This window comes from Pseudomonas vanderleydeniana (assembly GCF_014268755.2).
Classification (GTDB): Bacteria; Pseudomonadota; Gammaproteobacteria; order Pseudomonadales; family Pseudomonadaceae; genus Aquipseudomonas; species Aquipseudomonas vanderleydeniana.
In genome coordinates, this window is sequence record NZ_CP077093.1 from 2,389,810 (window position 1) to 2,408,446 (window position 18,637).

Sequence of the window (18,637 nt, forward strand, 5' to 3'; positions counted from 1 at the left end):
GGGCAAGGGGAGGACAGTGTAATCGCTAACGGTCCGAACGGGTCCATGCCGGCATGGCGTCGGCGCCAGTGGTCACCGGGCGGGTACATAGAACTGTCTGGAAGAACGGTATCGGCGCAGATACCGATTTCGTATAGCGACGATTCGCTGGGGCCGGCAGCTGTCGTATATAGTCAAACGCAGTAGTCCTCCAACTGCTCCTGGCGTGTGGCGGTTCCTGGGTTCCAGGGCCGCGGTGCGGGCCAGGTGTCGGTTTCAGCTGGAGTCGGTCAGCGGCACGCGGGTGCCGGATCGGCCCTGTCGTATTGAATGCATTACCGGGTGTCGTGAGCAGGTGGTCGTGCCGAAAGGTACGTTCCAGCGCCGTCCCTTGCGGACTGTCGTGGAGCGTGTGGCGATCAGACCGACTCGCGAGGCCGTCCGATGAAACTGTTCCTGACGTCTCTGTTTTTGTCCCTCCAGGCCCTGGCCACGGGCGTTGGCGCTGCCGGCTCCGATGCCGTGATCGTGTTGTTGCGGGCCAATCCCCAGGTGGCCGCCACCCGTACACAAGACTCCGACGCGTTGCGCCAGTTGCAGGCCGAGCCCGGTTTTGCCCCGGTGTTCCAATTGCCGGCGGCGCGCTCCGTGGCCGATACCCACGCCTTTGAACGCCATCGCCTGGACCGCTACTACCGGATCACCATCACCGGCCGGTCGGATGCGGATGTCCAGGCATTGCTCGACCAGCTCAAGCTCAACCCGCTGGTGCAACGGGCCTATGTCGAGCCCGAGCCCGTCAGCCTGGAGCAGGGCGAGCCGCCGCGTGTACCGGAGCCGGAGATGGCCCGGCAGGCCGGCCAGCGCAGCACGCCGCCCGACTACATCAGTCGGCAGAACTACCTGATGTCGCCGGAGCCGGTCGAGCCCTACAAGCTTGGCGGGCTGGATGCACTCGCGCTCAGGCGCTATCCGGGTGGGTACGGAGAGAATGTGCGGGTCATTTCCGATGAGATCGACCATTGGGCCTATGATCATGTCGACCTGCCCAAGCCCTTCATCACCCACTGGAAACTGCGTGAGCATGAGGTCGGCCACCACGATACGGCGAGTGCCGGGGTGATGTTCTCCCTGGACAACGACTATGGCACCGTCGGGTTCGTGCCCAGGGCCATGGCCGGCTACACGAAGTTCGGTACTGGCGGTTTGCTGGACCTGGGGCCGCAGTTGAAACCGGGAGACGTGGTGCAGGTCGGGGTTCACTACAGCGTTGGCCGACTGCCGGAGTCGGTCTGTCCGGCGACTCCCTGCTACATGCCGGTTGAATACAGCGACGCCATCCTGGACGAGATCTCCTGGTTGACCCAGGAAAAGGGCGTGCATGTGGTGATCGCCGCCGCCAACGGCAATATCAACCTGGACGATCCGTATTTTGGCGGGCGCTATGATCCGCAACTGCTGGATTCCGGGTCGATCTATGCCGGTGGAGCCTACCCGACGACGGGGGCCCGTGCGTGGTACAGCGAGTACGGCAAGCGTGTCGGGATGTTCAGCTGGGGCTCCAACGTGACCAGCACCAGCTATTCGCCAGCCAACCCGACGACGCTCTATACCCATACCTACAGTGGCACGTCGTCGGCCAACCCGATCCTGGCCGGGGCGGTGGCCCTGATGCAGAGTATCGCCAATGCCAATGGCATCGGCCCGGTACCTCCGAAGATCATGCGCCGGATTCTCCAGGAGACCGGCCACCCCTTGCCCTTTCCCGACAAGAACAAGCCTATCGGAGTGCAGCCGGACCTGAAACTGGCGGTGGAGAAACTCCTGCGCGACTACAGTGGCAGCCCGCCTCTTGGCCAGTTGGCCAGCCCGGGGGAGATCGAGTCACAGTCGTCCTTCACCCTCAAGGTGGTGCTGTCCAACCCCGATGCCCGGCCCGTCGATTACCAATGGCACACCGAGGGCCTGACCGGCACGCCCGGCAATGCCGAGGAAGTTCGCCTGAGCGCGCCCCGGGTGGAGGACGACACCCCGATTCCGATCGCCGTGGATGTCACTCGCGGCGGGCAAACGCTCCGGCTGGAAGATACCTTGCTGGTCAGGAAGGTTGCCAATCAGCCGTTGCCCCCCACGGTGGTCATCGCCGGCCCATCCGCGGTGTCGGCCGGTGCACCGGTGGAACTCGATGCCTCGGCTTCCAGCTCCGCCAACCCCGGGGCCTCGCCGCTGCATTTCGACTGGCGCATCCCCGGCGGTATCGTCGGTGCCGTGCCCGATGGGCCTCGGCTGCGCTTTAGCGCACCGGCATTCGGCAGCACCCCTGAATATCGCTTCGAGGTGACCGTCGATGATGGCCTGGCCAGTGCCAGCCAGACGCACAACCTGCGGATCCTGCCGCCGGTGATTGCGCCGCCGGTGGCGGTGGTGTCCGGTGAAAGCCGGGTCGAGGCAGGCAAGCTGCTCAACCTGTCCGGTACCGGCTCGACCGGCGCCGACCTCAGGTATGCCTGGTCCGCCAGCGGTTTCACTCCGTCCACTTCGACCGCCTCCAGCGCTGCCTTCACGGCGCCTGCCAGCGCCGGCCCGCGTACCGTGGTGCTGACCGTGACCGACTCGCAGAGCCGCACCAGCCGTGCCTCTCACTCGGTCACCGTTACCGCGGGCAGTGGCGGTGGCGATGACTGCGCGCCCAGCGATCCGGCCGCCGGCCAGTACCGGCCATGGGAATCGGCCAAGACCTACGTCGGCGGCGACATGGTGCAATACAACGGCGTGGTCTGGCGGGCTGGCTGGTCGACCCGTGGCATGGCGCCGGACCGGGTCGATGCCTTTGCGCTGGTCAGCAACCTGCCGGTGCCCTGGCAGTCGCGGCCCTACGTCGCGGGCAACCAGGTGATCCACCAGGGCCAGCTGTACCAGGCCAAGTACTGGGTGAACCGGGCACCGCCGGGTGTCGAGTGGACGCTGCTGGGTGAACACGCCTGCCCGTGAGCGTGCGTGGAGCGAGCGCCCCGGTCATGGCCGGGGCATCCTCTCGTCAGTCGCTGAAGACCTGGGCGATCAGCCAGATGTTCGCCGCGCTGATCGCCACGAACAGCAGCCAGGCCAGGCCCTTGGTGTACCAGCGATTGACGAACTCGCCCATCAGGCGCTCGTCACTGGTCATGCGGATCAACGGGTACAGGGCGAACGGCAGTTGCAGGCTCAGCACCACCTGGCTCAGTACCAGCAGCTTGCCGACGGCACCTTCGCCCATCAGCCAGACACCGATGAACGCCGGGATCAGCGCCAGGCCACGGGTGATCAGGCGGCGCTGCCAGCAGGGGATCTTCAGGTTCAGGTAGCCTTCCATGATCACCTGGCCGGCGATGGTGCCGGTGAAGGTCGAACTCTGCCCCGAAGCGAGCAGCGCGATGCCGAACAGGATACTGGCGAAGGCGCCGCCCACCAGCGGATCGAGCAGGTGGTAGGCATCCTGGATCTCTACCACGTCGGTGTGACCGGACTGATGGAAGGCCGCTGCCGCGAGGATCAGGATCGCCGCATTCACCAACAGCGCCAGGGCCAGCGAACCGATGGTGTCGAAGCGTGCCAGGCGCACCGCATCGCGACGGCTTTCGAGGTCCCGGCCGACCAGGCGGGTCTGCACGATCGAGGTATGCAGGTAGAGGTTGTGCGGCATCACCGTGGCGCCGAGGATACCGATCGCCAGGTACAGCGGAGCCGCTTCGCTCAGGGCCGAGACCGATGGCTTGAACCCGCTGAACACGTCCGGCCAATACGGCTTGATCAGTAGCAGCTCGATGAAGAAGCACACGCCGATGGTCGCCACCAGCACCAGCATGATTGCTTCCAGGCGCCGGAAACCACGGTTCTGCAAGGCCAGGATCAGTAGGGTGTCGAAGGCCGTCAGGACGATGCCGAAGGTCAGCGAACAGCCCAGCAGCAGGTGGAAGGCCAGGGCGCAACCGAGCACTTCGGCCAGGTCCGTGGCGATGATGGAGATTTCCGCGAGCAGCCATTGGGCCTTCGCCGAACGGGGGCTGTAGCGGTCGCGACAGAGTTGCGCCAGGTCCCGGCCGGTGGCGATGCCCAGGCGCGAGCACAGGCATTGCACGGCCATGCCGGCCAGGCTCGCCAGCAACACCACGAACAGCAGGCTGTAGCCATAGCGCGAGCCAGCCTCGATCGCCGTGGCCCAGTTGCCCGGGTCCATGTAGCCGATGGAAACCAGCAGCCCGGGGCCGGCGAAGCGCAGCACGCGCTTGAGGAACGGCGCGCCGCTGTCGACTGCGATCGAGCCGTTCACTTCAGAAGGGCAGAAGGGGGCGGTGGCAACTTTCGGCAGGCTGAATTTCACACGGCGATCCAAGGCTTGGGGAATAGGTCCCCCAGCTTAGACGCTTGCAGGCTTCGGCCCAAGCCCGGTGGAGGGTGCCTGGCATCTTGCGGGTACTCCAGTTTGCGCGAACTTGTCGGATTTCAATCTATATAATAATCATTTACATAAATAGATAAAAATCATTTGCGATTAAGCGCCGATCATCCGAGGGGTGGACGCAATGCGTTAGGCAAGGGAGAGGAGCAGCAGGCGCCCGTGGCGGGTTGCGCCACGGGCGGGGGCAAGGCAATCAGGCCTTGGTGTCGATGGAGATGCTGGCGCCGGAGTTGGCGAACTGCTGCAGGTTGAGCATCACGCTGATCGCCCGCTTGTACTCGGGAATCATGACGTTGGCGAACGGCTCGTTCTTGCTCGGACCGCTCTGCAGCGTGCTGATCTGGTTGGCGAAGTAGTCCAGGGCATTGAACTTCTCGTTCGGCTTCTTCTGCGTGCCGGCACTGGACAGCAGGTTCGCCGTGGAAGCGCTGATCAGCCCCTGTTCCTTGAGGATGTCACTGTATTTGGACAGTTGCTCGGGGGTGACCGCCTTCGGATCGAAACCCTGGAACTTCGACTGCAGTTTTTCCTTGGCCATCTTGGCCGTATCGAGCGCCTTCGGGTCCGGCTTGATGTCCTTGAGGACCTCGTCGGTCTTGACCTTCTGCTTGGCGGCTTTTTCCGCGGCGGCGGTCCCCTGCTGGAGTACCCGCGAGCGCATTTCGGTGGCCCAGGCGGTGATCGAACCTACGCTCATACCCGACCTCCAGTGCTCAGGTGGCTGGCGGCCTTGGCGTCCTGCCAGGTTTCTGGTGAGAAAACCATGGGAAATATCCTGTCGAATGTAGGGTTGTTGAAAGAGTTCTAACCCAGTGTATCGACGGGGTAATCAATATATTCAGTTTCGTTACAAACTTCATACAAACGCTGCAGGCCTTGCCATTCAAGGCTGCCAGGGCGTGACGTCGCCGCTGAGCTTACGGTCCAGGAAGCACGCCGCGCTGATCAGTGCCAGGTGGGTGAGTGCCTGTGGGGTGTTGCCCAGGTGCCGGGCCTGGGGATCGAACTCCTCGGCATACAGCCCCAACGGGTTGGCGTAGCGCAGCAACTGTTCGAACTCCAGGTGGGCCTGGTCCACGCGCCCGGCGCGGGCCAGGCACTCGACGTACCAGAACGAGCAGGCGGCGAAGGCGCCTTCGTTGCCCGGCAGGCCATCGATGGGGTGATCATCGTTGCGGTAGCGGTAGACCAGGCCGTCGCGCACCAGGGTCTTCTCTATCGCATCCAGGGTCGCCAGCCAGTGCGGGTCGGTGGCGCCGACGAAGCGTACCAGCGGCATCAGCAGCATTGAGCCGTCCAGGCCGGTGCCGCCGGTGTGCTGGACGAAGTGCCCGCGTTCGGCGTTCCAGAAATTGTTCCAGATATCGTTGTGGATCGCCTGGCGAGCTTCGTCCCAGCGGGCGAATGGCGCCGGCAGCGAGCGTTTGGAGGCCAGGCGGATGGCGCGATCGAGGGCCACCCAGCACATCAGCCGCGAGTGCAGGAAATGGTGCTTGCCACCGCGCATCTCCCAGATGCCGACATCCGGCTTGTTCCAGTTGGCACAGACATGATCGATGACCTGGCCGACGCGCAGCCAACCCTGGTGGGAAATCGCTTCGCCATACTTGTTGGTCAGGTACACCGCATCCATCAGCTCGCCGAAGATATCCAGCTGCACCTGTTCCCACGCCTGGTTGCCGATGCGTACCGGGCGGGCATTGCCGTGGCCGGACAGGTGCGTCAGCTCGACCTCGGGCAGCTCCTGGGTACCGTCGATGGCATACAGGACATTGAGCTTGATGGACTGGTCGCAACCATCGTCGATACGCCGGCGCAGCCAGCGCATGAAATTGTTGGCGACCTCGACATAACCCAGGCGCATGAAGGCGTAGATGGTGAACGAGGCGTCGCGGATCCAGGTGTAGCGATAGTCCCAGTTGCGTTGCCCGCCGGGGCTTTCCGGCAGGCCGAAGGTCGCGGCGGCGAGGATCGCGCCGTGCTTGCGCGAGGTCAGCAGCTTGAGGGCCAGCGCCGAGCGGTTGACCGCTTCGCGCCAGCGGCCACGATAGGTGGACTGGCCGATCCAGTGCTGCCAGAAGGTGATGGTGTGTTGCAGGGCCAGGTGGCCGTCGCCAAGCTTGACCCGTGGGTCGTCGAGGGCGCCGAGGAGGAACTCGGCCTCCTGTCCCTGGCCCAGGTGGAAGCTGGCGATGGCGGCGTTCTGTTCAACCCGCAGTGGTTGGTCGGCGCGCAGGCGCAGGCTCGGTTGGCCCGGTGCGTCGAAGCAGACATCGTCGTCATCCAGGCGGGCCGTGGTCGCGGCGCGGGCATAGTCGTGGCGTACCGCGCAACGCAGGTGGAAGGTGGCCTGGCCGCTGACCACCCGCACGCAACGGACCAGCAGCGGCAGGTCGTCCACGTCGTCGCTGACCGGCAGCAGGTCGGTGATTTCCACCACCGCCTGGGCACTCAGCCAGCGGGTGCGCAGGATGTTGGTGTCGGGCAGGTAGATCTGCTCGCGGCGCGCGTCGGGCAGGTCCGGGGCCAGCTGGAAAATCCCGGCGTCGGGGCTGTCGAGCAGGGCACAGAAGATCGCCGGGCTGTCGAAGGCCGGCCAGCAGAAAAAGTCGACGCTACCCCGGTCGTTGATCAGCGCGGCGCTGCCCATGTCGCCGATGATGCCATGGGCTTCGATGGGGCTCTGGGGTTCGCTGGGGTGATCGGTCATGGCCACGAGACTCCGGGTCGAGGAACAGGCTGCGGTGAGTGCGCGGCTTGGCGGCACTCACTGAGCTGACCGGTTTTGCTCGACGGAAGTTCAGGCCAATGGCGGTTTACTGTCCTGGAGTATCTTCCGGCATGTTTTCCGCTGCGTCGTCCGGCTCCAGGTTGCCACCCAGGTGATCGCCGAGCTTGAGACGGCTTTCCTCGATCCAGCCGGTGAAGTCCTTACCGCCCTTGGCGACGTACATGACCTGGGCCCAATCGTCCTGGGTGCTGGCATAGATGGTGACGCTGTCGCCGGGAATGATGAAGACTTTCTTGTCGAGACAGGCGCTGTTGGGCGCACTGTGAAAATAGACGCGCCCCTGGCCGATGACAGTACCTTCGATAGGGGGACGCCAACTGCCGGCTTCGGCATTGGCCTTGGTATCCAGCGCCGCGCAATCGATCGGCGCCTCGGCGGCTTGGGTCAGGGGCGCAAGGCTCAGCAGCAGGCAGGCAAGGGGTAGCGGCCGGGAAAGGCGTTCCATGCAGGCAGTATCCGTAGGGGAGGGAGGGGGCGATCATAGCCTATCGCCCCGTGGGGTATCACTCGGGCAAGGCAACGGGCGTGAGTACCGGTTGGCCGGAAAAATACGCCAGCAGGTTTTGCGCCACCAGGCTGACCGTCGCCTCCGAGGCCTCCGGCGACAGGCCGGCGACGTGGGGTGTCAGCACCACATTGGGCAGCTCCTTGAGCACGTCCGGCACGTTCGGCTCATCGTCGAAGACATCCAGTGCCGCACCGGCGATCCGGCCTTGTTCCAGGGCCGCCACCAGTTCGTCGGTCAGCACCACGCTGGCGCGGGCGATATTGACGATGAAACCCTCAGGCCCCAGGGCGTCCAGCTCCGGTTTGCCGATCAGGCCGTTGGTGGCGGCACCCCCGGGTGTGGCGATGATCAGGAAGTCGGACGCCGCGGCCAGCTCGGCCGGCGTTGCGCAGTAGGCATACTCGATGTCTTCGCGTTGACGGCGATTGTGGTAGCTCACCGACATGCCGAAGCCGAGCGCGGCACGTTGGGCAATCGCCGCGCCGACGGCGCCCATGCCGAGAATGCCCAGGCGCTTGCCGCCCAGCGACGGACGCATCAGCTTGCGCCATTCGCCACGGCGCACCGAGGCGTCGGCCCGAGGGATGTCGCGGACCAGCGACAGCAGCAGGGCCATGGCGTGGTCGGCCACCGACGAGGCGTTGGCGCCGGCGCCGTTGGTCACGACGATGCCGCGCTGCTTCGCCGCGTGCAGGTCGACCTTTTCATAGCCGGCGCCGATCACACAGATGATTTCCAGCAGCGGCAGGGCCGCGATTTCATCGGCGAACAGGCCGAGCGGGCCACGGGTCAGCACGGCCTTGATGCGTCCGCCATGAGCGGCGATGGCTTCGGCGCGCAGGGCGCTGGTGGGGGCGAGGATCAGTTCGAAGCCGTGGCGCTCGATGATCGGCAGGTATTCGTTGACGGTCTCCGTCAACACCAGTACTACGTGGGGCATGCGGCTCTCCGCCAGTTGGCCAGTGAATGTCGGCCAACCTACCGCCGAGGGCCCGCCTGGGCAAGCCTGTCCGTTCATCCTGATTGCACCGGCCCCTGCAGGGGATCGTATTTCAGGCCGGCAGTCCGAGCAGCGCCTTGGGCTCAAGAAAGGCCTCCATCCCGTACGTGCCGTACTCGCGGCCGATCCCCGATTGCTTGAACCCACCGAACGGTGCCTGGGGTTCATGGGCGAGGGTATTGACCAGCACGCGCCCGGCCTCGATCTGTCCGGCGACCCGGCGGGCCCGTTCGATATCGTTGCCCAGTACATAGGCCTGTAGGCCGTATGGCGTGTCGTTGGCGATACGCAGGGCATCGGCCTCGTCACGGTAGGTGATGATCGACAGCACCGGTCCGAATATCTCCTCACGGGCGATGGTCATGTCGTTGGTCACCCCGCTGAACACCGTTGGCCGGACGAACCAGCCGCTGTCCAGGCCCTCGGGCAGGCCTTCGCCGCCGCTCAACAGGCGCGCGTCGCTGTCGAGGCCGATACGGATATAGCGCTGCACTCGCTGCCACTGTTTCTCGCTGACCATCGGCCCGATGTGGGTGTCCGTCGCCCGCGGATCGCCGCTGCGGAATCCGTCGATGACCTTGAGCACGGTCGCTTCGGCTTCTGCCAGGCGCTGCTGCGGGACCAGGATCCGGCTGCCGGCGATGCAGGCCTGGCCGCTGTTCATGAAGCCGGCCTGCAGCGCCAGGGGAATGGCCTGGTCGAAGTCGGCATCGTCGAGGATCAGGACCGGTGATTTGCCGCCAAGCTCCAGGGTGACCCGTTTCAGGGTGTCGGCTGCCGTGCGCAGGAGGTGCTTGCCGACAGCGGTCGAGCCGGTAAAGGAAATCTTCGCCACGTCCGGGTGATCGCTGATCCGCGCGCCGACGGTCTCGCCGCGACCGGTGACGATGTTGAACACCCCGGGTGGCAGCCCGGCCTCATGCAGCGCCTCGGTGACGATGCGGGTCTGCAGTGCACTCATCTCGCTGGGCTTGATCACCGCTGTGCAGCCGGCGGCGATCGCCGCTGCGAGCTTGCCGCAGATGAAGCCGGCATTGCTGTTCCAAGGGGTGATCAGGCCGGCGACCCCGAGCGGTTGCATGCTGACCTGGGCGCTGCAGGCCTGGCGGATGAAGTCGTAGTCCTGCAGGACCCTGGCCGCTTCCTGCAGCACGTTCGCCGCATGCCGGGCCATCCAGCGTGAACGCGAGGTGGGTGCGCCGTATTCCTCGATGATCGCTTCGTTGAGTTGCTCCTCGCGGGCGGCAATGGCCGCGTGCATGCGCAGCAGCATGGCTCCGCGCTCGGCCTTGCCGGTTCGCGAGAAGGCCGGGAAGGCGGCCTTGGCGGCAGCGATCGCCGCATCGGCGTCGTGTTCGTCGGCAAGGCGAACCTGGCCGATGACCTGGGCGGTGGCCGGGTTGAACAGGTCGAACCATTCCTGGCCATGGGGGGCGACAAAGTTGCCGTTGATGTAGATCCGGTCGATGCGGTGCATGGCTGCTCCAGAACGTAGGCGGGTGGTGTCGAATACGGTAAGGGACTAGCATTGGCCTGATAAGTGGGATAACTCGGCATGACTTGATGAGTGATTTGGGATAATGCGCACGTCGGGACTCAGTGAACTGGAAGCGGTGCTGGCGGTGGCCCGCCACCGAAGTTTTCGCGCGGCGGCGGCCGAGCTGGATGTGTCGACCTCGGCATTGAGCCATGCGGTCTCGGCGCTGGAAGGCCGGATCGGTGCCCGGCTGTTCAATCGCACGACCCGCAGCGTGGCGCTGTCCGAGGCCGGGGCGCAGTTCGTCGAGAGTATTTCGCCGGCGCTGTCGACCATTCGCCAGGCCATGGAGCAGGCCGGCAGCCATTCCGGTGTTCCCACGGGCACCTTGCGGATCAACACCTCGACGGGGGCGGCGAACCAGGCGATGTCCTTGTTCATCGAGTACATGCGGCGTTATCCGCAGATGAACGTGGACATCGTCACCGAGAGCAAGCTGATCGATATCGTGGTGGAAGGCTTCGATGCCGGGATTCGCCTGCACGAGAGCGTGCCCCAGGACATGATCGCCATCCCCCTGGGCCTGCCGTTGCGCTTGCTGGTGCTGGGCAGTCCGGAGTACCTGGCGCGACACCCGTTGCCACAGACGCCGAGCGATCTGCACCAGCACCGTTGCATTCGCCTGCGTATGCCGACCGGGCGGATCTACCACTGGGAGCTTTCGCGTCACGGCCAGAGCCTGGAGGTGGATGTGCCGGGCGTGCTGACCCTGGATGAGCCGAGCCTGGTGCTGGAAGCCGCACGGGCCGGGTTGGGGTTGGCTTTCATCTCGCAGTGGAATGCGGCGGCCGATATGGCGGCGGGCACCTTGGTTCCCGTCCTGCAGGACTGGACCCCGCCGCTGGATGGCCTGTCGCTGTACTACCCCGGCCGCCGGCACGTGCCGGCGGGTTTGCGCGCGCTGATCGAACTGATCCGCGAGCGGGGTGGGCAGCCTTTGTGATCATCTGTTGCCTGTGCCGGCCCCTTCGCGGATGAATCCGGCTCCCACAGAGGATAGCAGTGCTCACAAGGTCGGTGAACACCACAAAACCGTGGGAGCCGGATTCATCCGCGAAGGGGCCGGCACCTGTTGGTGGGGGGCGGCGGTCCGGCGCTCCGGTTCATCCGCGAACAGGCCCGCCGCGAACGGCAGGGCTGGGCTCAATGCGCCTCTCCAGCCTTGATCCCGGCGGGCAGCGCCTTGGTCAGCAGTACCGCCAGCATGCTCACCCCCAGGGCGATCCCGACGAGATGGAAGGCGTCGTTGTAGGCCATGATCAGCGCCTGCTGGTGGGTGATTTCACTGAGCTTGCCCAGTGCCGCCGTGTCGCTGCCCAGTTTCTCCGCCAGCAGCGCCAGGCGTTCGGCCACTTGCGGGTTGGCCGGGACGATGGCTTCGCGCAGGTAGTCGAAGTATTCCTTGGTTCGCGCATCGAGCAGGGTGGCGAGCAGGGCGATGCCGATCGCGCCGCCGAGGTTGCGCAGGATGTTGAACAGGCTGGAAGCGGACCCGGCATCCTGGGGCAGGATGTAGGCAGTGGCGATCAGCGAGATGGTCACCATGATCAGTGGCTGGCCGAGGGCGCGGATGATCTGGATCTGGTTGAACTGCGGGCCGGCGAAATCCGGGTTGAGCACCCCCGAGGAAAAACTCGCCAGACCGAACAGGCCAAAACCCAGGGCACAGAGCAGCTTCGGCGAGACGAACTTCATCAGCTTGGGCACCAGCGGAATCAGGAACAGCTGCGGCACGCCCATCCACATGATCACCTCGCCGATCTGCAGGGCGTTGTAGTTCTGGATCTGCGCCAGGTACAGCGGCAGCAGATAGATCGAACCGTACAGGCCGACCCCCATGCCCAGGCTGGCGATACTCGACAGGCCGAAGTTGCGGTTGCGCAGGATACGCAGGTTGATCAGCGGGTTGGACCTGGACAGTTGCAGGATGACGAAGGTGATCAGGCTCAGCAGGGCGATGCTGCCCAGGCTCAGGATCAGTTGTGACTCCAGCCAGTCCTTGCGGTGGCCTTCCTCAAGGAACACCTGCAGGCAGCCCAGGCCGATGCCGAGGCTGACGATACCGGCGTAGTCGGTGCTCTTGAGCAGCTCCCAATGCGCCTCCTTCTTCTCCAGGCCGTAGAGCAGGCCGGCGATCATGATCAGGCCGGGTGGAATGTTGATGTAGAAGATGTATTCCCAGCCCCAGTTCTCCGTCAGCCAGCCGCCCAGGGTCGGGCCGATCGACGGGGCGAAGGTGGCGGTCATGGCGAACATCGCCATGCCCTTGGCACGGTGGTGTTCCGGCAGCTTGATCAGGGTCAGGGTGAACGCCAGCGGGATCAGTGCGCCGCCGGTGAAACCTTGCATGGCGCGGAACACGATCATGCTTTCCAGGTTCCAGGCCATCGAGCACAGCAGTGACGAAGCGAGGAACCCCAGCGAGACCCAGGCCGCCAGGCGCCGGGCCGAGAGCAACTGTACCAGCCAGGCGGTCAGCGGGATCATGATGATCTCCGCGACCAGGTACGAGGTGGAGATCCACGAGCCTTCCTCCAGGGTCGCCGACAGGGCGCCCTGGATGTCCTTGAGCGAGGAGTTGGTGATCTGGATGTCGAGTACGGCCATGAAGGCACCGAGCATCACGCTCATCACCGCGATCCAGTCGCGCCGGGTCGGTTCGCCGACCCGGCGGATCAGCGCATCACCGGCCATCGGCGTGGTCGCGGATGTCGACCTTGACGTAGACCGACATGCCCGGGCGGATCAGGCCGTGCAGCGGGTTGTCGGCGGCGAAGACCAGCTTGACCGGAATCCGCTGCACCACCTTGGTGAAGTTGCCGGTGGCATTGTCCGGCGGCAGCAGGCTGAACTGCGCGCCGGAGGCGGCGAACAGGCTGTCGACGCGGCCCTGGATCGGCGTGTCCTCGTAGGCGTCGAACAGCAGCGTGGCGTTCTGGCCGGGGCGCATGTGGCCGATCTGGGTTTCCTTGAAGTTGGCCTGCACCCAGATGTCCTGGTCCGGCACGATCGACAGCAGGTAGGCGCCGGTCTGTACGTACTGGCCGTTGCGGGCCGCGCGCTGGCCGACCAGGCCGCTGATCGGCGCGCGGATCTCGCTGCGGCTCAGGTTCAGCTCGGCCTGGGCCAGTTCGGCGCGGGCGCTGGCGATCTGGCCGTCAAGGCGCTTGAGCTCGGCCGTCAGGGCGTTGACCTGCTGGCGCTGGCTCTGCAGGTCGGCCTGGGCCTTGGCGACCTGGGAGCGGGCGATGTGGTTGTCGGCGGACAGGCTGGTGACCCGCTCTTCGGAAACGTAGCCCGGCTTGCGCAGGGTCTGGGCCCGCGACAGGTCGAGTTGCGAACGACCCAGGCTGGCCTGGCTGGAGGCGACCTGGGCGTCGGCGGCGGCGATCAGGCTGGCCTGCTGGGTCAGCTTGCTCTGCGCCTGCAGCCGCTCGGCCTCGCGGGTGGCGAGGGTGGCATTGGCCCGCTCGACGGCGAGCTGGAAGTCGGCACCTTCGAGCCGCACCAGCAACTGGCCCTGCTCGACATGCTGGTTGTCGGCTACCAGCACCTGGTCGATGCGTGCCGCAAGCTGGCTGGAGACCCGGGTAATCTCGCCCTGGACATAGGCGTTATCGGTGCTTTCATAAAAGCGCCCGTGCCAGAACCACTCGGCGAAGAAGCCGAGGGCGATCAGCAGGACAAGCAGCAGGAACACGAACAGGCGGCGTTTGAGTTGGGCGGGCATGGGCAGGCAACGATCAGGGTAATTAGTGAACTTCTCGGTAGACAAATCTGGCACAGCGCAATTAGTGGGTAAATGCCAGCAACGGATAAAGCCCGGTTTTAGTGGCCTGGCGCCATTTTTAGACCGAAGCTTGGCTTATATGCCCTCTGCCTGCCGCCCATGCTGGAGACGAGGGCGGTCGGCCTGTTACCATTCGCCCTTTGTTTTATCTCTATTTCGAGACCACCCATGACCACTGTCCGCACTCGCATCGCGCCATCCCCGACCGGCGATCCCCACGTTGGTACCGCCTACATCGCCCTGTTCAACTACTGCTTTGCCAAGCAGCACGGTGGCGAGTTCATCCTGCGGATCGAAGATACCGACCAGTTGCGTTCGACCCGCGAGTCCGAACAGCAGATTTTCGATGCGCTGAACTGGCTGGGCATCACCTGGGCCGAAGGTCCGGACGTCGGTGGTCCGCATGGCCCGTACCGGCAGAGCGAGCGGAGCGAGATCTACAAGAAGTACACCCAGCAGCTGGTCGACATGGGCCATGCCTTCCCGTGCTTCTGCACTGCCGAAGAGCTGGACCAGATGCGTGCCGAGCAGATCGCCCGTGGCGAGACCCCGCGCTACGACGGTCGTGCGCTGTTGCTGTCGAAAGAGGAGGTGGCCCGTCGCCTGGCCGCCGGCGAACCCCATGTGATCCGCATGAAGGTGCCGAGCGAGGGTGTCTGCGTGGTGCCGGACATGCTGCGTGGCGATGTCGAGATTCCGTGGGACCGCATGGACATGCAGGTGCTGATGAAGACCGATGGCCTGCCGACCTACTTCCTGGCCAACGTGGTCGACGACCACCTGATGGGCATCACCCACGTGCTGCGTGGTGAAGAGTGGCTGCCATCGGCACCCAAGCTGATCCTGCTCTACGAATACTTCGGCTGGGAACAACCGAAGCTGTGCTACATGCCGCTGCTGCGCAACCCGGACAAGAGCAAGCTGTCCAAGCGCAAGAACCCGACCTCGGTGACCTTCTACGAGCGCATGGGCTTCATGCCCCAGGCAATGCTCAACTACCTGGGCCGCATGGGCTGGTCGATGCCGGACGAGCGCGAGAAGTTCTCGCTGCAGGAAATGGTCGACAACTTCGACCTGTCCCGCGTCTCCCTGGGCGGGCCGATCTTCGATATCGAGAAGCTGTCCTGGCTCAATGGCCAGTGGCTGCGCGACCTGCCGGTGGAAGAGTTCGCCAGCCGCGTGCAGAACTGGGCGTTCAACCCCGAGTACCTGATGAAGATCGCGCCGCTGGTGCAGAGCCGCGTCGAGACCTTCAGCCAGGTCGCGCCACTGGCGAATTTCTTCTTTGCCGGCAGCCTGCCGCTGGATCCCAAGCTGTTCGAACACAAGAAGCTGTCGCCGGAAGATGTGCGCAAGCTGATGCAACTGATCCTGTGGAAGCTGGAAAGCCTGCGCCAGTGGGAGAAGGACAGCATCACCGCGACCATCCAGGCCGTGGTCGATGCCCTGGAGCTGAAGCTGCGTGATGCCATGCCGCTGATCTTCGCCTCGATCACCGGGCAGGCCAGCTCGGTATCGGTGCTCGATGCGATGGAAATCCTTGGTCCGGACCTGACGCGTTTCCGTCTGCGCCAGGCGCTGGAGCTGCTGGGTGGCGTGTCGAAGAAAGAAAACAAGGAATGGGAAAAGCTGCTGGGCACCATCGCCTGAGTGAGCGCCTGAGCCGGTAGTGGCCACGCCGCAGCCGTATTCATCGGTTGCAGGTGTGGCCAACAACCCCCGGTTTTCCGGGGGATTGCGGTAAGTGATTGTTATCGCGGAAAAAATTTTTGAAAAATGTTCAAAAAAAGTTTGACAGGGGAGTGGGTCGCACTTAATATGCGCCCCGTCCACAAGACAACACGGAAACACAGCGACAACGCTGAGATGAAGTGAAGTCTGACACTGTGGGGCTATAGCTCAGCTGGGAGAGCGCTTGCATGGCATGCAAGAGGTCGACGGTTCGATCCCGTCTAGCTCCACCAAATTAGAAGCTTCAGGTTGCGCTACACTGACCTGGAGTTTGTACCGCGAATCGGAACCAGCGCCGATAGGGTACACAAGGGTTACGTCCCCTTCGTCTAGTGGCCTAGGACACCGCCCTTTCACGGCGGTAACAGGGGTTCGAGTCCCCTAGGGGACGCCAGTTTCACACAAGTTACATTGCAGGTTGATGTCGCTGCGCCGCGAGGCGAAAAATCTGGGGCTATAGCTCAGCTGGGAGAGCGCCTGCATGGCATGCAGGAGGTCAGCGGTTCGATCCCGCTTAGCTCCACCAATTTAGGTTCAAGGTCTGGCCACACCGGCCTTGAATCGATGTTGCAGGATACCGCAGGTGCATGAGTCACCAGGCGGTAGAAAGTCGCCAAAAGCCGACTCCTGTAATGTTAGAAGGGTTTGCGTCCCCTTCGTCTAGTGGCCTAGGACACCGCCCTTTCACGGCGGTAACAGGGGTTCGAGTCCCCTAGGGGACGCCACGATTGCCCGCTCTGCGGGATTTTTAAGGGTCATTCATCATTGAATGGCCCTTTTGTTTTTCCGGCGTTTATCCCTTTCGCCCTGAGTCCTGAATCCCCTTTCGCACTGTTCAGACGGACCAATGGTCATGCAAAGCCCTTGCGAAAAAATATTATGAGAATAATATTCTCGAGGTAATAGCTGGAGATGGCAATGAACGACAAAAAGGCCCAGACCCGTGAACGCATCCTGCAGGCTGCCAGCGCCGCGCTGATCCAGCATGGCCCGGCCGAGCCGAGTGTCAGTGAAGTGATGGCGGCCGCCGGCTTGACCGTGGGTGGCTTCTACGCGCATTTCGAGAGCAAGGATGCGTTGATGCTCGAGGCATTCAAGCAACTGCTCGCGCAACGGCGGGCGAAGATCGAAGAAGTCGACAATGAATTGGATGGCGAGGCGCGACGCGCCCTGATCGCGGCGTTCTACCTGTCGCGCAAGCACCGCGATGCTGTCGACCATGCCTGCCCGCTGCCGGCGGTGATAGGGGAAATCGGCAGCCTGCCGGCGTGCTTTCGCGAGGCGCTCAACGAACATGTGGAATTGATGGTCGCACAACTGGCGGCCAGCCCCGAGGACACCGACAAGGCCCTCGCCGATATCGCCCTGATGATCGGTGGCCTGGCCGTGGCCCGGGCGCTGGGGCCCGGGGAGCTGTCCGATCGATTGCTGCGCGCGGCCAAGTCGGCGGTGCGCTGAAGGTTTCGAACTGCCCTGAGGGGATATCCGATGAATACTTTGCACTGGATTCGTGGCATCAACGGCACCTTGGGGCGAGTGGCACCCGAGGTTGCGGCGAGTCGGATGCGTCAGGTGTTCATGACGCCCCGCGAGCGTTCGCCGCGGGACTGGGAGCTGCCATTGCTGGCGACGGCGGAAAGGATCACCCTGCGCTTCGGCTTGTCCGCACTGCGTTGGGGGCAGGGGCCGACCGTGCTGCTGATGCATGGCTGGGAAGGGCGGCCGACCCAGTTCGCCAGCCTGATCGAGGCCCTGGTGGCGGCCGGTTATACCGCCGTGGCGCTCGACGGGCCGGCCCATGGCCAGTCGCCCGGGCATGAGGCGAACGTGGTGGCATTCGCCCGCGCGCTGCTCGAGGCGGCGGCCGAGTTGCCAGCGCTGAGGGCCGTGATCGGTCATTCCATGGGCGGTGCCAGCGCGATGCTGGCGACCCAGCTCGGGCTGCGTACCGAGGCGCTGGTCAGTATTGCCGCTCCGGCGCGAGTGCTGGGCGTGCTGCGCGGCTTCGCCCGCTACGTCGGATTGCCGCCACGGGCGCGCTCGGCATTCATCCGGGCCGTCGAGCGCAATGTCGGCATGCGGGCCGAGCACCTGGACATCGAGCACTACCAGATGGACATGCCGGGGCTGATCGTCCATGCCGAGGACGATCAACTGGTGGCGGTCGATGAATCACGGCGTATTCACGAGGCCTGGTTCGACAGCCGTCTGCTGCGCCTCGACAGTGGCGGCCACCAGCGGGTGCTGGCCGATCCACGGGTGATCGACGGTGTGCTCGCGCTGTTGGCCAGCCTTGGCGTGGCGCAGCGCCAGTCGGCCTGATCCGTTACACTGCCCCGGTCTTTGAATCGACCGGGAGCGGTACATGAGCTGGGATCTGGCGACACCCTTCATCCTCGACCTGCAGGTGGCCGCCGAGGATATCGACGGCCTCGGGCACGCCAACAACGCGGTGTATGTCACCTGGCTGGAGCGCTGCGCCTGGCGGCACTCCCAGCGCCTGGGGCTGGACCTCACCGAATATCGCCGGCTGGATCGGGCGATGGCGGTGGTGCGTCACGAGATCGACTACCTGGCGGCCGCCTATGAAGGCGACGAACTGCAATTGGCGACCTGGATCGTCGATTGGGACCAGCGCCTGAAAATGACCCGGCGCTTCCAGCTGGTGCGGCCCAGCGATAACCTGACCCTGCTGCGTGCGCAAACCACGTTCGTCTGTATCGAGCTCTCAAGTGGCAAGCCCAGGCGCATGCCGGAGGAGTTTATCCAGGGCTACGGGCCAGCGGTGCAACCGGTCTGAAGGTGTACCGGTTTTACCCGGAACCCCGTAAACTGCCGCGCCTTTCGATATCCGCCTTTTTTG

14 protein-coding genes and 4 tRNA genes are annotated in these 18,637 nt (G+C 64.4%); 10 read left to right on the plus strand and 8 right to left on the minus strand.

The annotated features are described in order from the left end of the window. Positions 1 to 423 precede the first annotated feature (423 nt). The gene (locus HU752_RS10810) at positions 424 to 2,970 is read left to right on the plus strand and encodes a carbohydrate-binding protein (protein ID WP_186681604.1); all 2,547 of its coding nucleotides are present in this window, start codon (positions 424 to 426) and stop codon (positions 2,968 to 2,970) included. 46 nt (positions 2,971 to 3,016) lie between these two features. On the opposite strand, the gene HU752_RS10815 is transcribed toward HU752_RS10810, so the two are convergent. From HU752_RS10815 to HU752_RS10840, 6 genes are all read right to left on the minus strand, one after another. Beyond that, entirely contained in the window at positions 3,017 to 4,339 is a 1,323-nt protein-coding gene (locus tag HU752_RS10815; protein WP_186681602.1) for an Nramp family divalent metal transporter, read from the minus strand. Positions 4,340 to 4,610: 271 nt separating this feature from the next. After that, the gene (locus HU752_RS10820; RefSeq protein ID WP_186681600.1) at positions 4,611 to 5,114 is read right to left on the minus strand and encodes a hypothetical protein; all 504 of its coding nucleotides are present in this window, start codon (positions 5,112 to 5,114) and stop codon (positions 4,611 to 4,613) included. Positions 5,115 to 5,300: 186 nt separating this feature from the next. Then, positions 5,301 to 7,127, minus strand: a complete 1,827-nt coding sequence (locus HU752_RS10825) for a glycoside hydrolase family 15 protein (protein WP_186681599.1) — start codon at positions 7,125 to 7,127, stop codon at positions 5,301 to 5,303. Between the two features lie 106 nt (positions 7,128 to 7,233). Then, the gene (locus tag HU752_RS10830) at positions 7,234 to 7,653 is read right to left on the minus strand and encodes an SH3 domain-containing protein (RefSeq protein ID WP_186681597.1); all 420 of its coding nucleotides are present in this window, start codon (positions 7,651 to 7,653) and stop codon (positions 7,234 to 7,236) included. Between the two features lie 58 nt (positions 7,654 to 7,711). Continuing rightward, entirely contained in the window at positions 7,712 to 8,656 is a 945-nt protein-coding gene (locus tag HU752_RS10835; RefSeq protein WP_186681595.1) for a 2-hydroxyacid dehydrogenase, read from the minus strand. 112 nt (positions 8,657 to 8,768) lie between these two features. Further along, complete coding sequence (locus HU752_RS10840) at positions 8,769 to 10,193, minus strand: aldehyde dehydrogenase family protein (RefSeq protein WP_186681593.1); 1,425 nt, start codon at positions 10,191 to 10,193, stop codon at positions 8,769 to 8,771. 103 nt (positions 10,194 to 10,296) lie between these two features. Here HU752_RS10840 and HU752_RS10845 point away from each other — a divergent pair, with 103 nt between their 5' ends. Beyond that, positions 10,297 to 11,196, plus strand: a complete 900-nt coding sequence (locus HU752_RS10845) for a LysR family transcriptional regulator (RefSeq protein ID WP_186681591.1) — start codon at positions 10,297 to 10,299, stop codon at positions 11,194 to 11,196. Positions 11,197 to 11,396: 200 nt separating this feature from the next. Here HU752_RS10845 and HU752_RS10850 read toward each other — a convergent pair whose 3' ends face one another. Together HU752_RS10850 and HU752_RS10855 are read right to left on the minus strand one after the other, a co-directional pair. Then, positions 11,397 to 12,947, minus strand: a complete 1,551-nt coding sequence (locus HU752_RS10850) for an MDR family MFS transporter (RefSeq protein WP_189656589.1) — start codon at positions 12,945 to 12,947, stop codon at positions 11,397 to 11,399. Next, positions 12,937 to 13,983 (minus strand): HlyD family secretion protein, encoded by a 1,047-nt coding sequence (locus HU752_RS10855; RefSeq protein WP_186681589.1) that lies wholly within the window; start codon positions 13,981 to 13,983, stop codon positions 12,937 to 12,939. The genes HU752_RS10850 and HU752_RS10855 overlap by 11 nt, the downstream gene beginning before the upstream one ends. 228 nt (positions 13,984 to 14,211) lie before the next feature. On the opposite strand from HU752_RS10855, the gene gltX reads away from it, so the two are divergent. The 8 genes from gltX (at position 14,212) to HU752_RS10895 (ending at position 18,574) form a co-directional block, all read left to right on the plus strand. Further along, positions 14,212 to 15,693: a glutamate--tRNA ligase gene (gene gltX / locus HU752_RS10860; RefSeq protein WP_186681587.1), complete on the plus strand. Its 1,482-nt coding sequence runs from the start codon at positions 14,212 to 14,214 to the stop codon at positions 15,691 to 15,693. Between the two features lie 238 nt (positions 15,694 to 15,931). Next, positions 15,932 to 16,007: transfer RNA gene (locus HU752_RS10865), tRNA-Ala, on the plus strand. 85 nt (positions 16,008 to 16,092) lie between these two features. Beyond that, positions 16,093 to 16,168, plus strand: a tRNA-Glu gene (locus HU752_RS10870). 56 nt (positions 16,169 to 16,224) lie between these two features. Next, a tRNA-Ala gene (locus tag HU752_RS10875) sits at positions 16,225 to 16,300 on the plus strand. A 123-nt stretch (positions 16,301 to 16,423) separates the two neighbouring features. Continuing rightward, positions 16,424 to 16,499, plus strand: a tRNA-Glu gene (locus HU752_RS10880). Between the two features lie 193 nt (positions 16,500 to 16,692). Then, the gene (locus HU752_RS10885) at positions 16,693 to 17,232 is read left to right on the plus strand and encodes a TetR/AcrR family transcriptional regulator (RefSeq protein WP_186689055.1); all 540 of its coding nucleotides are present in this window, start codon (positions 16,693 to 16,695) and stop codon (positions 17,230 to 17,232) included. Positions 17,233 to 17,262: 30 nt separating this feature from the next. Next, the gene (locus HU752_RS10890; RefSeq protein WP_186689054.1) at positions 17,263 to 18,096 is read left to right on the plus strand and encodes an alpha/beta fold hydrolase; all 834 of its coding nucleotides are present in this window, start codon (positions 17,263 to 17,265) and stop codon (positions 18,094 to 18,096) included. Positions 18,097 to 18,139: 43 nt separating this feature from the next. Further along, the gene (locus tag HU752_RS10895; RefSeq protein ID WP_186689052.1) at positions 18,140 to 18,574 is read left to right on the plus strand and encodes an acyl-CoA thioesterase; all 435 of its coding nucleotides are present in this window, start codon (positions 18,140 to 18,142) and stop codon (positions 18,572 to 18,574) included. Positions 18,575 to 18,637 lie beyond the last annotated feature (63 nt).

Coding starts and splice junctions, on each gene's coding strand:
- HU752_RS10810 (WP_186681604.1), top strand. CDS start 424: ATGAAACTGTTCCTGACGTCTCTGTTTTTGTCCCTCCAGGCCCTGGCC.
- HU752_RS10820 (WP_186681600.1), bottom strand. CDS start 5,114: ATGAGCGTAGGTTCGATCACCGCCTGGGCCACCGAAATGCGCTCGCGG.
- HU752_RS10825 (WP_186681599.1), bottom strand. CDS start 7,127: ATGACCGATCACCCCAGCGAACCCCAGAGCCCCATCGAAGCCCATGGC.
- HU752_RS10830 (WP_186681597.1), bottom strand. CDS start 7,653: ATGGAACGCCTTTCCCGGCCGCTACCCCTTGCCTGCCTGCTGCTGAGC.
- HU752_RS10835 (WP_186681595.1), bottom strand. CDS start 8,656: ATGCCCCACGTAGTACTGGTGTTGACGGAGACCGTCAACGAATACCTG.
- HU752_RS10840 (WP_186681593.1), bottom strand. CDS start 10,193: ATGCACCGCATCGACCGGATCTACATCAACGGCAACTTTGTCGCCCCC.
- HU752_RS10845 (WP_186681591.1), top strand. CDS start 10,297: ATGCGCACGTCGGGACTCAGTGAACTGGAAGCGGTGCTGGCGGTGGCC.
- HU752_RS10850 (WP_189656589.1), bottom strand. CDS start 12,947: ATGGCCGGTGATGCGCTGATCCGCCGGGTCGGCGAACCGACCCGGCGC.
- HU752_RS10855 (WP_186681589.1), bottom strand. CDS start 13,983: ATGCCCGCCCAACTCAAACGCCGCCTGTTCGTGTTCCTGCTGCTTGTC.
- gltX (WP_186681587.1), top strand. CDS start 14,212: ATGACCACTGTCCGCACTCGCATCGCGCCATCCCCGACCGGCGATCCC.
- HU752_RS10885 (WP_186689055.1), top strand. CDS start 16,693: ATGAACGACAAAAAGGCCCAGACCCGTGAACGCATCCTGCAGGCTGCC.
- HU752_RS10890 (WP_186689054.1), top strand. CDS start 17,263: ATGAATACTTTGCACTGGATTCGTGGCATCAACGGCACCTTGGGGCGA.
- HU752_RS10895 (WP_186689052.1), top strand. CDS start 18,140: ATGAGCTGGGATCTGGCGACACCCTTCATCCTCGACCTGCAGGTGGCC.